General features: G+C 67.0%; 17 protein-coding genes and 2 tRNA genes. 3 read left to right on the top strand and 16 right to left on the bottom strand.

Annotated features, from left to right (window positions below):
• Window positions 1-20: 20 nt before the first annotated feature.
• From EF888_RS07035 to EF888_RS21735, 11 genes are all read right to left on the bottom strand, one after another.
• Window positions 21-95 (bottom strand) — tRNA-Phe (locus EF888_RS07035).
• Between the two features lie 84 nt (window positions 96-179).
• Window positions 180-362 (bottom strand): DNA gyrase inhibitor YacG, encoded by a 183-nt coding sequence (locus tag EF888_RS07030; RefSeq protein ID WP_109760178.1) that lies wholly within the window; start codon window positions 360-362, stop codon window positions 180-182.
• The gene (locus tag EF888_RS07025; RefSeq protein ID WP_109760179.1) at window positions 359-1390 is read right to left on the bottom strand and encodes a ribonuclease E/G; all 1032 of its coding nucleotides are present in this window, start codon (window positions 1388-1390) and stop codon (window positions 359-361) included. Before EF888_RS07025 ends, EF888_RS07030 begins: the two co-directional genes overlap by 4 nt.
• The gene (locus EF888_RS07020; RefSeq protein WP_109760180.1) at window positions 1387-1977 is read right to left on the bottom strand and encodes a Maf family protein; all 591 of its coding nucleotides are present in this window, start codon (window positions 1975-1977) and stop codon (window positions 1387-1389) included. The genes EF888_RS07025 and EF888_RS07020 overlap by 4 nt, the downstream gene beginning before the upstream one ends.
• Complete coding sequence (gene infA, locus EF888_RS07015) at window positions 1974-2192, bottom strand: translation initiation factor IF-1 (protein ID WP_011455993.1); 219 nt, start codon at window positions 2190-2192, stop codon at window positions 1974-1976. The genes EF888_RS07020 and infA overlap by 4 nt, the downstream gene beginning before the upstream one ends.
• 96 nt (window positions 2193-2288) lie before the next feature.
• Window positions 2289-2762: an arsenate-mycothiol transferase ArsC gene (locus EF888_RS07010; protein ID WP_109760181.1), complete on the bottom strand. Its 474-nt coding sequence runs from the start codon at window positions 2760-2762 to the stop codon at window positions 2289-2291.
• 3 nt (window positions 2763-2765) lie between these two features.
• On the bottom strand, window positions 2766-3245 hold the full coding sequence (locus EF888_RS07005) for a UPF0262 family protein (protein ID WP_109760182.1): 480 nt from the start codon (window positions 3243-3245) through the stop codon (window positions 2766-2768).
• Between the two features lie 35 nt (window positions 3246-3280).
• A complete protein-coding gene (gene hisD, locus EF888_RS07000; RefSeq protein ID WP_109760183.1) occupies window positions 3281-4582 on the bottom strand; it encodes a histidinol dehydrogenase in 1302 nt (433 codons plus the stop codon).
• A 58-nt stretch (window positions 4583-4640) separates the two neighbouring features.
• Window positions 4641-5126, bottom strand: a complete 486-nt coding sequence (locus tag EF888_RS06995; protein WP_109760184.1) for a DUF2948 family protein — start codon at window positions 5124-5126, stop codon at window positions 4641-4643.
• Window positions 5123-6391 (bottom strand): UDP-N-acetylglucosamine 1-carboxyvinyltransferase, encoded by a 1269-nt coding sequence (murA, locus tag EF888_RS06990; protein ID WP_109760185.1) that lies wholly within the window; start codon window positions 6389-6391, stop codon window positions 5123-5125. The genes EF888_RS06995 and murA overlap by 4 nt, the downstream gene beginning before the upstream one ends.
• A gap of 2 nt (window positions 6392-6393) precedes the next feature.
• The gene (locus tag EF888_RS21735; RefSeq protein WP_164721600.1) at window positions 6394-6543 is read right to left on the bottom strand and encodes a hypothetical protein; all 150 of its coding nucleotides are present in this window, start codon (window positions 6541-6543) and stop codon (window positions 6394-6396) included.
• 90 nt (window positions 6544-6633) lie between these two features.
• Here EF888_RS21735 and EF888_RS06985 point away from each other — a divergent pair.
• A tRNA-Thr gene (locus EF888_RS06985) sits at window positions 6634-6708 on the top strand.
• A 78-nt stretch (window positions 6709-6786) separates the two neighbouring features.
• Here the strand turns inward: EF888_RS06985 and EF888_RS06980 are convergent.
• Both EF888_RS06980 and EF888_RS06975 read right to left on the bottom strand, forming a co-directional pair.
• Window positions 6787-7365: a VPLPA-CTERM sorting domain-containing protein gene (locus tag EF888_RS06980; RefSeq protein WP_109760186.1), complete on the bottom strand. Its 579-nt coding sequence runs from the start codon at window positions 7363-7365 to the stop codon at window positions 6787-6789.
• Between the two features lie 140 nt (window positions 7366-7505).
• Window positions 7506-7895 carry a DUF2147 domain-containing protein gene (locus EF888_RS06975; protein WP_109760187.1) on the bottom strand — a complete coding sequence of 130 codons (390 nt, stop codon included), beginning with the start codon at window positions 7893-7895 and terminating at the stop codon, window positions 7506-7508.
• Window positions 7896-8050: 155 nt separating this feature from the next.
• On the opposite strand from EF888_RS06975, the gene hisA reads away from it, so the two are divergent.
• On the top strand, window positions 8051-8770 hold the full coding sequence (gene hisA, locus EF888_RS06970) for a 1-(5-phosphoribosyl)-5-[(5-phosphoribosylamino)methylideneamino]imidazole-4-carboxamide isomerase (protein WP_109760188.1): 720 nt from the start codon (window positions 8051-8053) through the stop codon (window positions 8768-8770).
• A gap of 9 nt (window positions 8771-8779) precedes the next feature.
• On the opposite strand, the gene EF888_RS06965 is transcribed toward hisA, so the two are convergent.
• On the bottom strand, window positions 8780-9226 hold the full coding sequence (locus tag EF888_RS06965) for a DUF302 domain-containing protein (RefSeq protein ID WP_109760189.1): 447 nt from the start codon (window positions 9224-9226) through the stop codon (window positions 8780-8782).
• Window positions 9227-9303: 77 nt separating this feature from the next.
• Window positions 9304-9528: a DUF2842 domain-containing protein gene (locus tag EF888_RS06960; protein ID WP_109760190.1), complete on the bottom strand. Its 225-nt coding sequence runs from the start codon at window positions 9526-9528 to the stop codon at window positions 9304-9306.
• A 291-nt stretch (window positions 9529-9819) separates the two neighbouring features.
• Here EF888_RS06960 and EF888_RS06955 point away from each other — a divergent pair, with 291 nt between their 5' ends.
• Window positions 9820-10041 (top strand): hypothetical protein, encoded by a 222-nt coding sequence (locus EF888_RS06955; RefSeq protein WP_109760191.1) that lies wholly within the window; start codon window positions 9820-9822, stop codon window positions 10039-10041.
• 65 nt (window positions 10042-10106) lie between these two features.
• On the opposite strand, the gene EF888_RS06950 is transcribed toward EF888_RS06955, so the two are convergent.
• Complete coding sequence (locus tag EF888_RS06950) at window positions 10107-11399, bottom strand: adenylosuccinate synthase (protein WP_109760192.1); 1293 nt, start codon at window positions 11397-11399, stop codon at window positions 10107-10109.
• Window positions 11400-11451 lie beyond the last annotated feature (52 nt).

The following is an 11451-nucleotide window of genomic DNA, read 5'->3' as shown; positions in this document are numbered from 1 at the left end:
AGGGAGGATCAGGCTTGAAGTGGTGCCCGGGGGCGGAATCGAACCACCGACACGCGGATTTTCAATCCGCTGCTCTACCCCTGAGCTACCCGGGCACGGGCGGAGGCGTGGCTCCGCTCAGGTCGCGTTCTTCTAATGGCGGCGGGAAGGGCTGTCCAGTGGTCGGGGAGACAAAAATCTCAGTGCCGCAGCGGCTGATCGGACGGATCGTCAGGCGACGCATCCTCGTCGGGATCGACGGGTTCGGCGGGGATGGCGTAGGTGCCCTTTAGCCAGCGCGCGAGATCGACGTCGGCGCAGCGTTTCGAACAGAACGGCCGGTACTCGGGCGTCGAGGGCTTCGAACAGATGGGACAGCTCATCGAAGGCACTCCGCCAAGGGCAGCCGCTCGCGCTTGCGCGTCAACTCGAGGTGCCCCAGGGGGGTCCAGCCCAGCACGGTCGTCTCGATCCCGTCGGAGCGGAAGGCGCCGCGGGCGGCATCCTCGACCCGGCGGCGATCGCGCTTGGCCACGGGCGCCAGATCAAGGACGATCTGTCCGGCAAGGCCGCGCAGGCGAAGGGCGCGCGGAAGGGCGGCGAGGGCGGCAAGGTTCACCTTAAGGGCGGAAGCGGGGGAGGTGTCGGCGCCGGTGTTCACGTCGACGGCCACCAGAGCGCGGGTCGGCTCGACGAACATGAAGCCCCCGCCCGTCAGCTCCACCCTGGGATCGGAGAGGGCGGCGATCATGTCATCCGCCCCGCTGCGCGCAAGGCTTCCGGGACGGTCGTCCGTCACGTCGGGGGCGGGCCAGTCACGCCAGGCGATCTCGGTCGCCGACGGTCCGTCCAACAGCATCTCGGGCGCGCCAAGGCGAGGCTCGGCCATGACGCGGGACGCGAGGTCGACGAGGGCCGCGACATCCTCGGCGACGGTGTCGTCCTCTGCCCCTTCGGCAGCCGTGCGCAGGACGACGCCCATGCCGTCCGGGGCTTTTATGGCATCGAGGATCGCGCGCAACTCCACCCGACGTTCCTCGTCCCGGATCGCCTTCGAGATGTTCAGCCCCTCGGCACCGGGCGTCACCATCGCGAACCGGCTCTTGAAGAGAACACGCGCCGCGACCGGCGTCGCCTTGCCGGGCTCGGCCCAGGTCGAGGCCTGAACGATCAGCGTGTCACCCTGCGAAACGCCCTTGGCCTGGCGGAGGAACATCGGTCCATCCGGGGTCTCGAGAATGGCCCCGCCCTGCCCCTTGAGAGGCCTCCCGACGCGCGCGCGGTAAATCGCGCCGGGGCGAATGCGGTCTTCTGAGGCATCGACCAGAAGATCGGCCAGCGCCCCATCGACGATCAGGGCCGCGGCTTCGCGTCCGTTCAGGGTGTCGAAGACGGCGATGGACCCCTTCATGCGGCCTCCGTCACGGTCAGCCCGACTGCCGCCAATAGACGCGCGGTCTCACGGAGGGGAAGGCCCATGATCGCCGTATAACTCCCTGACATCCAGGGAATGAACGCGCCCGCCGGGCCCTGTATGGCATAGGCCCCCGCCTTGCCTTTCCAATCGCCCGTGGCGATGTACGCGTCGAGGTCGCCGGACGAAAGCCGGTCGAGCTTGACGATGCTTTCGACCTCACGCTCCCGCAACCCGCCGTCCGAAATGACGGCCAAACACGTCACGACACGATGGCGCCGCCCCGACAGCAGGCCGAGAAAGGAACGCGCCTCGGCCTCGTCCGCGGGTTTGCCGAGGATGCGGCGCCCCACGGCGACCGTCGTATCGGCGACCAGCACCACCTCGCCCGGGTTGCGGGGGATGGCCTCGGCCTTCTCGCGCGTCACACGACGGCAATAGGCCCGGGGAAGCTCGCCCTTGAGGGGGGTCTCGTCGATGTCGGCGGGTCGCACCTCATCCGGCTCGACGCCGATCTGCCGCAACAACTCAAGCCGGCGCGGACTGGCCGAACCGAGCACGAGACGCGGTCGGTCCGCGCTCACTTGAACCGATAGTTGATCCGACCCTTGGTGAGGTCGTAGGGGGTCATCTCGACCTGCACCTTGTCGCCCGCGAGGACCCTGATGCGGTTCTTGCGCATCTTGCCTGCCGTATGCGCGATGATCTCATGGCCGTTTTCCAGCTCGACCCTGAATGTCGCGTTCGGCAAGAGTTCCTTCACGACACCAGGAAATTCGAGCATCTCTTCCTTGGCCATGGTCTCTCCTTCAAATCACCCGTCGTTCGGGCGCAGCGAATATTGGGGCGATCGCCCCCCGGATCAAGCCCGAAAACGCACCACGCCGTGGGGGAATCATGCCTGTGCGCGGTCTTGCGGGACCGTGGGCGGGCCGAATCGCGCGAGCATCCGTTCCCGGATCTGGTCGCGCGACTGCCGATAGTGCTCGAGCTTCTGCTCCCGCGTGTCGCCAAGCCCCGTGGGATCGAGGATCGGCCAGTAGTCGACGTCGAGATGGAAGAAGCGGGTGAGTTCCAGCGCGCGCCGTTGCGACGCGGGCGACAGCGCCACGACGAGATCGAAGGCCGACAGGTCGTCGCCCCACTGCTGCATCTCGTCGAAGCTGCGCGATCGGTGCCGCGACAGCTCGATCCCAAGCTCGTTGCAGACCGCGATCGAGAAGCCGTCGATTTCCATGTCGTTGTAGACGCCCGCCGACTGGACATAGGTCTCGTGGCCATAGAACTGCTTCATCATGCCTTCGGCCATGGGGGACCGGACGGCATTGTGATCGCAACAGAAGAGCACCGACTGGGGAAGGTCCGGCACCCGTCAACCCCCGAAATGCAGCACGCAGATGAGGGTGAAGAGACGCCGAGCGGTGTCGGTGTCCAGATCGGCCTTGCCGTCCAGCCTCTCCTGAAGGACGCGCGCGCCCTCGTTGTGGATACCGCGTCGCGCCATGTCGATGGCCTCGATCTGACCCGGCGGAAGGCGCTTCACGGCGTCGAAGTAGGCCTCGCAGATCTGGAAATAGTCCTTCACGACCTGCCGGAACGGCCCGAGGGACAGCCGGAACTCGGCGGCGGGCTCGCCCTCCTCCGTGCGGATATCGAAGACCAGGAGCTTGTCCCGGATGGCCAGCAGCAGGTGGTAGGGCCCGTCCGGCACGGCCCGTCCGTCGCGGCCCGGAATGTCGAAGCTGTTGTCCTCGAGCAGATCGAAGATCGCCACCCGCCTCTCCTGCTCGATCTGAGGCGTCGGAGGCGGCAGCGCGGTATCGTCGATGTCGATGTGAACGAGACGGGACATGGGTGCTGGATACGTCAAAGGCGTAGGAAATCAAATCACTCGTTCAGCCGACGCAAGCGCGCTGCGACCGAGAGGCCGTGGGCCTGGAGCGACTCGGCTGCGGCCAGCGTTTCGGCGGCAGGGCCGATGTCGGCGAGGGCGCCGGGGGTCATGCGGGTGATCGTGGTGCGCTTCATGAAGTCGAGCACGCCCAGGCCAGACGAGAAGCGCGCGGAGCGTGCGGTCGGCAGGACGTGGTTGGGTCCCGCGACGTAGTCACCGATGGCCTCGGGCGTCCAGGGGCCGAGGAAGATCGCGCCGGCGTGGGTGATATTGCCCGCAAGCGACTCGGGGTTCGCCACGCAAAGCTCAAGGTGTTCGGCGGCGATGTCGTCCGCCAATGCGGCCGCTTCGCCCAGGTTCTGCACCAGGATGACCGCGCCGTTCGACTCCCACGAGGCACGCGCGATGTCGCGGCGCTCGAGGACCTGAAGGTATTGGTTGATGGCGTCGACGACGAGTTCGGCGAATGTCGGATCGGTGGTTATGAGGATCGCCTGCGCGCTCTGGTCGTGCTCGGCCTGGCTGAGAAGGTCGAGCGCGATCCAATCCGGGTCGTTGTCGCCATCGGCGATCACGAGGATCTCGGACGGGCCCGCGATATTGTCGATGCCGACGCGGCCGAAGACATGGCGCTTCGCGGCGGCGACATACGCGTTGCCGGGGCCGGTGATCTTGTCGACGGGCGCGATGGTCTCGGTCCCGTAGGCCAGCGCTGCGATGGCCTGTGCGCCGCCGATGCGATAGATCGTCTCGATCCCCGACAGCTTCGCGGCGAGGAGGACCAGCGGGTTGGCCAGACCGTCCGGCGTCGGCACGCACATCACCAGACGCTCGACACCGGCCACCTGAGCCGGGATGGCGTTCATCAGGACCGACGAGGGATAGGTCGCAAGCCCGCCAGGCACATAGAGCCCCGCGGCCGAGACGGCGGTCCAGCGCCACCCCAGCATGGCGCCGCTGCGGTCGGTCCAGCTTTCGTTCGCGGGCTTCTGGCGCTCGTGGTAGGCGCGGATGCGTTCGGCCGCCACCTGAAGCGCCTGGCGCTCCGCCGCCGGCACCTTGGCCACGGCGGCGTCGATCTCGGCCTTCGAGAGGGCAAGAGTGGCGGGCGTCACCTCGAAGCGGTCGTACTTGCGCGTCAGGTCGATAAGGGCCGCATCGCCGCGCGTTCGCACGTCTTGGACGATGTCGGCCACCGAGGCCGCCACGTCGGGAGCATCCTCGCGCTTCAGAGACAAAAGGGCGCGGAAGCGATCCTCGAAATCCGCGTCTTCGGTGTTCAGGAAATGGGGCATCCTCGCTCCTCTCACCGGCTCTTAGACGCCGGGCGCGGCACGCTCAAGTCCCAGGCCCCTAGTCAGGGTGCGATGGAGCACGCCCGGACGGCGCAAGATAGGGGCGCGTGACATCCTGAAGGACAAGGTTGACCGCCTCGACCTCGACGGCCACCGCCCCGTCCCCGGCGAAGGTCAGGACGACGCGACCCGCGCCGTCCTCGCCGGGTTCGAAGGCGAGCGTCAGGAGCGATAGGACCGTGTCGCCATCCAGGACCGAGCGATCCAGGCCCTGCTGACGGACGGCAAGCGCATCCCCGATCGACAGGACCGCCCTCACCCGTTCGAAGCCGCGCCCGCGCGTCTTGGCCGCAACCTTGTCTTCCCACCGGAAGCGGTTGAGAAGGCAGACGAAACGGCGATGTCCCTTCTCCCACTTCATTTCGGTCGAAGACAGGATCGCGTCCTGCACGAGCGCGGCGAGAACAGTGACGTCCTCCGCCGTCTCGGCTTTCAGGCGAAGGGGACGCTCGGCGGCATCCTCGAAGCGTGCGTCGTCCGTCATCGTCCCGCCACCCGTTCGATCCTGGCGCCGACGGCGCCCAGCTTTTCCTCGACGTGTTCGTAGCCGCGGTCGAGGTGATATACGCGGCTCACCATCGTCTCGCCCTCGGCCGCGAGACCGGCGAGGATCAGCGACACGCTGGCCCGCAAATCCGTCGCCATCACAGGCGCGCCCTTCAGGCGGTCGACCCCGGTCACGGTCGCGGTGCCGCCGTGGACGTCGATGCGCGCGCCCATGCGCAGAAGCTCGGGCGCGTGCATGAAGCGGTTCTCGAAGATCGTCTCCTCGAGGTGGCTCGTGCCCTCGGCCGTGCAGAGAAGCGCCATCATCTGCGCCTGTAGGTCGGTCGGGAAACCTGGGAAGGGCTCGGTGCGGACGTCGATGGCGGACACGCGGCCGTTCTTGCGCGCGACCGTCAGGCCGCGGCCGGTCTCGGTCACCTCGATCCCCGCCTCGTCGAGCTTGTCGCAGAAGGCCGAGACCAGATCGCGGCGCCCGCCCAGGCATTCGACCTCGCCGCCGCAGATCGCGGGAGCGAGCATGTAGGTTCCGAGTTCGATCCGGTCCGGCACGACGGGGTGGGTGGCGCCTCCGAGACGGTCGACGCCTTCGATCGTGATGGTCGAGGTCCCTGCCCCGTCGATGTGTGCGCCCATGCGCACGAGGCAGGCGGCGAGGTCGACGATCTCGGGCTCGCGGGCCGCGTTCTCGATCACCGTCGTTCCTTTGGCCAGAGTCGCGGCCATGAGCGTGTTCTCGGTCGCCCCCACGCTGGCGAAACGCAGCGGCACTCGGGCACCCTTCAGACCGCCGGGCGCCTTGGCATGCAGATAGCCGTCCCTCAGCTCGATCTGAGCGCCGAGCGCCTCGAGCGCGGTGATGTGGATGTCCATGGGGCGGGCGCCGATGGCGCAGCCGCCGGGCAGAGAGACGACCGCGTGACCTTCCCGCGCCAGAAGCGGCCCCAGAACGAGGTTCGAGGCCCGCATCTTGCGCACGATGTCATAGTCTGCGTGGGTCGAAACCGGCCCGAGCGACGACATGGCGATCACGCGCCCGTCCTGAAGGCTCTGGATCTCGGACCCGAGCGACTGCAGGAGCGTCGTCATCGTCGTGATGTCCGACAGCCGCGGCGCGTTCATCAGCGTCAGCGGCTCTTCGGTCAGAAGCGTGGCCGGCATCAGCGTCAGGCAGGCGTTCTTCGCGCCTGCGATGGGGATGGATCCGCGAAGCTCCGCCCCGCCCGTCACGACTATTGAATCCATGCTCAGCCCGCCTTGCCCTGTTCTGTCTTCTTCGCCCGCGCCCGCGCCTGTGCCTTGCGCCGCTGGAGGTTCGCCTTGAGGGCCGCCTTCAGCTTGTCGTCCCGCGTCGCGGGCTCTTTCGGAGGTCTTTCGGAGCTTGGGGATCCTGCCATGCTGCCTACCTAGCGCAGGTGGCAAAAAGCGTCCAGATAACCCTTGCGCGGGCGGGGGAATGATCGTATCCCGCGCCAGCATCGACCGGCGCTGCTGTAGCTCAGTGGTAGAGCGCACCCTTGGTAAGGGTGAGGTCGGGAGTTCAATCCTCCCCAGCAGCACCAGCCCCCCTCCTTTTGAACACGCAATGAAAAAGGCGCCCCGCCGTCAGCGAAGCGCCTTTCGAATAGCTTGTGCCGGCGTCAGGCGCGGCGGCGGCGCAGGACGCCGAAGACGGCGAGACCACCCAGAAGAAGGGCCGCCGACGCCGGAAGCGGCGCCTCGACCAGATCCTCGGCGATGAGCTTGAACTGCGCGCCGTAGAAGTTGAACTCGCCCGCGTCGGTGTAACCGCCGGGTCCGTCCTCGTAGTATTCGGCCGTCATCGCGGCCATATCGATCGAGATCGTGGGATCGCTGATCGACCCCACGAAGAGTTTCTTGCCGTCGGACGACAACGAGATCATGTCGCCGCTGCAGCTCTGCCCGGCGAACTCGCAGGACACCAGCGAGAGGTCCCCGGAGGGGCCATCCTCGAGCGTGATTCGCGCCGACGTCAGGGCACCCGGAGCGAGGTTGCTGAAGGTGCCTTCGAAGCCGTAGGGAGACCCGTCGAAGACGACGGGAATATTGTCCCCGGATTCAGAGTCGTACACGTCCTGGAAATACTCGCGGTCGAAGTTCATCGACAGGTCGAAGTCGTAGGTCGCTGCCAGTGCCGGGGTGGCCGACATCAGCAAAGCAGTCAGAACGGTCGTGCGCATGGGGAAAAATCCGATCATTTCTTGATCATATACAACCACGTCAGGTTAAATGCGGTTCCCTTCCGAACCAAGCCCGGAATCGCCCGTCCGGGGATTCCTGCCTATCCTCGACGGTGATCGTTGCCCCGCCGCATCGCTGGCGGAAGACCGCTCAGAGGTCACTGCACACGCGACCAACTCTGCGCGCGGCAGATGCCGATGACGCAGCCGGAGACCTTCAGAGAGTTTCCCGAGAGCTCCATCTTCGAGGAATAGACCTTGTCGCGGTCGGGCGCCCAGATGCGACCCTTGCCATACCGTCCGTCGCCCTGGGGCTGCATGTCCCAGATCAACCGCTTGCCGATGTTCCGGCTCTGGCGCGGGCTTCCGTCCGGGTTGAACGCCTTGCGGATCACGCCGCAGATGGCGTCGCCGCATTCATACATCTCGACGTGGCCGAATGCGCCGTTGTCGTCGGGCTGCGTCTTGAAGAGACCAAGCACCGGGTCCGCCGCAAAAGCGGGGGTGGCGGTCAGGGCGAGTGCGAACAGGATGTGTCGAAGCGTCATGGATGTCCTCCCGATATGGGACGGAGCGTCCGTCGCGCCCCCCTCGTCAGGCAAGCGTGACGTGGCGACAGGATGCCCCGCGCCGCGGCGTCACGCCCGGGGTTGCCCCCGGCGCCTCGGGTTGGCATGAGACGACGACTCCGAAGGACGGTCCCATGATCCTCTATCCAGCCATCGACCTGAAGGACGGGCAGTGCGTACGTCTCCTCAAGGGCGAGATGTCCGAGGCGACGGTCTTCAGCGACGACCCCGGAGCGCAGGCCGCGGCCTTCGAGGCGGCGGGAGCCGAATGGCTCCACCTCGTCGATCTCAACGGAGCCTTCGCCGGCCGTCCGGTGAATGCGGACGCGGTCGAGGCCATCCTGTCGCGCGTCACGATCCCCGCCCAGCTTGGCGGCGGCATCCGCGACATGGCCACGATCGAAGGTTGGCTGGCGAAGGGCCTGTCGCGCGTCATCCTCGGCACCGTCGCGGTCGAGGATCCGGCGCTGGTGCGCGACGCGGCGCGTGCCTTTCCGGGTCAGGTCGCCGTCGGGCTCGACGCGCGCAAGGGTCGCGTCGCGACGCGAGGCTGGGCCGACGAAACCGACGTACAGGTCACCGACCTCGCCCGCGCGTTCGAGGACGCGGGCATCGCCGCTATCATCTATACCGACATCGACCGCGACGGCGCGATGCAGGGCCCGAACATACCCGCCACCGAGGCCCTGGCGCGCGCGGTCTCGGTTCCGGTCATCGCCTCGGGCGGTGTCTCGTCGATGGACGATCTGCGTCGCCTGCAAGCGACTGGCGTGATCGCGGGCGCGATTTCGGGGCGGGCCCTCTATGACGGCGCCATCGACCTTGGCGAGGCTCTGGCAGAACTCGCGCGCTGACGCGAAACGTCAGCTTCCCGCCGCGGCCGTGGTGAGCGTTTCGAGCGCCCCCTTCATCTGGTCCACGAACTCGGCGTCGTCATCGATGTCGAGGTCATCGAACATGTCATCGACCTCTTCATAGGTGATCCGCGTCTGACCCCCGTCGTCATGCACAAGAACCCGAAGCGGCAGGACGAGCCCGGCGCGGATGTCTTCCTGAAGGGCCGGCGTCCCCAGCTTCGGGTTCCCGAAGATCACGAGTTCCGCGTCCTGAAGCTCCATGCCGACGCTTTCGGCGCCCTTCGAGTGCGGGACGCGGGCGAAAACGGTGGCCCCGGCCTGTTCGACGGCCGCGACAAGCCGGTCGGCGGTCTCGGTGACACTGCCTTCCGCGTCGAGGGTGACGAAGTCGTCGGCGATGGCGGGGGCCGCGGTCAGCAGAAGCGCGGAAAGTACGGCGGCGGTGCGGTGCATGGGTCTATCCTCCGGTTACGAGGTCAAACATAGCGCCTTGAGGCGTGAGGTCCCGTTCCCGCGCTACGGCCGGCGGCCTAGGGCCTTCGTCTGTCCGGATCGGCCTTGCCGATACCCCGGAACACCGCGCGGAACGGCAGGGCCCAGATGAAGCCCAACGCAACGTAGATGACGAACTCGAGCCAGAGCGGAGGCCGGTCGAACAGGGCCACGACGTTGACCGCCACGACGATGTAAAGCGGCAGGCCGACGAGCAGGATGACGAGCGACCATCGCCGCCGGGCTTTGTAGGAAAGAGGCATGGCCCGGGTTATGTCGTGCCTGCCTCCGGGGTCAAGGGAGGAAGGCGCCGCACCCCTTTTTCTCAAGGCCTTGGCGTCCCCTGTTATCGGATAACGCCATATAAACCGGCTGACGCCCGCCGAAACGGGCTCGCCGATATCGTTTAGCGATGAGGCACCACCCTATCTTTCTTTCGACCGCATCCGACATGCGAGGTCCCGATTCCCAGCGAGCGGACCTTGCGGTGGGATCGCGTCACGGAACGACCCCAAACCCGGTCGGTGAGAAACCGGCTTCACAGGAGACACGACATGAAACGCATTCTGCCCCTCGCCCTCGTCCTTCCGCTTCTCGCCGCCTGCGGCCCCGGAGGCTTCATCGACAGCGACATGGAGCGAGGCCTCGTCGGCGCGGCCGTCGGCTATGGTGCGGCGGAAGTCGTCGATGGCAACCACGACCGCGGCGCCATCATCGGCGGCCTTGCCGGCGTGTTCTGCGACGACGCCGGGATGTGCTCGCGCGCTCGCTACTGAGCCGCCCCAAAAGGAAACGCCCGCCGGTCGACGGCGGGCGTTTTCCGTGCAGCACGTCCCTCGCTTCAGTCGGCGAAAGGGTCAGTGACGAGTATGGTGTCCTCGCGCTCCGGCGATGTCGACAGCAATGCCACCGGACACTGGATCAGCTCCTCGATGCGGCGGACGTACTTGATCGCCTCGCCCGGAAGATCGGCCCAGCTTCGCGCGCCGGCGGTCGATTCCGACCATCCCTTCAACGTCTCGTAGACGGGCGTGACCCGCGCCTGCTGGTCCGCCGCCGTCGGCAGGTAGTCGAGCCGTTGGCCATCCAGGTCGTATCCCACGCAAATCTTCAGCTCGTCGAAGCCGTCGAGAACGTCGAGCTTCGTCAGCGCGATCCCCGAGACGCCCGATGTCGCGCAGGTCTGGCGCACGAGCACAGCGTCGAACCAGCCGCAGCGGCGCTTGCGGCCCGTCGTTGTGCCGAACTCGTGGCCCCGCTCTCCCAGCCGGTCGCCATCGGCGTCGAACAGCTCGGTCGGGAACGGACCCTCGCCCACGCGGGTCGTGTAGGCCTTGACGATGCCGAGGACGAAGTGGATCGACCCGGGACCCATGCCGGTGCCCGCCGCCGCCTGGCCGGCGAGGACATTCGACGACGTGACAAAGGGATAGGTGCCGAAGTCGATGTCGAGAAGCGCACCCTGCGCGCCTTCGAAGAGGATGCGGCGGCCTTCCTTCTTCTTCTCGTTCAGCACCTTCCACACGGGCGCTGCGTACTGAAGGATCGAAGGCGCGATCTCCTTCAGCGAGGCGATCAGCGCGCCGCGGTCGATCGGCTCCATGCCCAGGCCCTTGCGCAGCGCGTCGTGGTGGACGAGGAGACGATCCACCCGCGTCTCGAGGGTCGCCGTGTCGGCGAGGTCGGCCACGCGCACCACACGACGGCCCACCTTGTCCTCGTAGCAGGGACCGATGCCGCGCCCTGTCGTGCCGATCTTGGCGACCGAAGCCTGCGCCTCGCGCGCCCGGTCGAGTTCGCCGTGAAGCGGCAGGATGAGGGGCGTGTTCTCTGCGATCATCAGCGTCTCAGGGCTGATGACGACCCCCTGGGCGCGCACGGTCTCGATTTCCTTGACCAGGTGCCAGGGGTCGAGGACGACGCCGTTGCCGATCACCGAGAGCTTGCCGGGACGCACCACGCCGGAGGGCAGCGCATGAAGCTTGAAGACCTGATCGCCGATGACCAGCGTATGCCCCGCGTTGTGGCCGCCCTGGAAGCGGCAGATCACGTCGGCGCGCTCGCTCAGCCAGTCGACGATCTTGCCCTTGCCCTCGTCGCCCCACTGGGCGCCGACCACCACGACGTTGGCCATGCTCGATGTCCTTCCGGTTCTGGTCAAACAGGCGCTCTATACAGGCGCCCCC

The organism is Silicimonas algicola (assembly GCF_003970735.1).
In the GTDB taxonomy this organism is placed as follows: Bacteria; Pseudomonadota; Alphaproteobacteria; order Rhodobacterales; family Rhodobacteraceae; genus Silicimonas; species Silicimonas algicola.
Note: the sequence above shows the minus strand (reverse complement) of the source record. Positions and strands in the feature narration are given on the sequence as shown.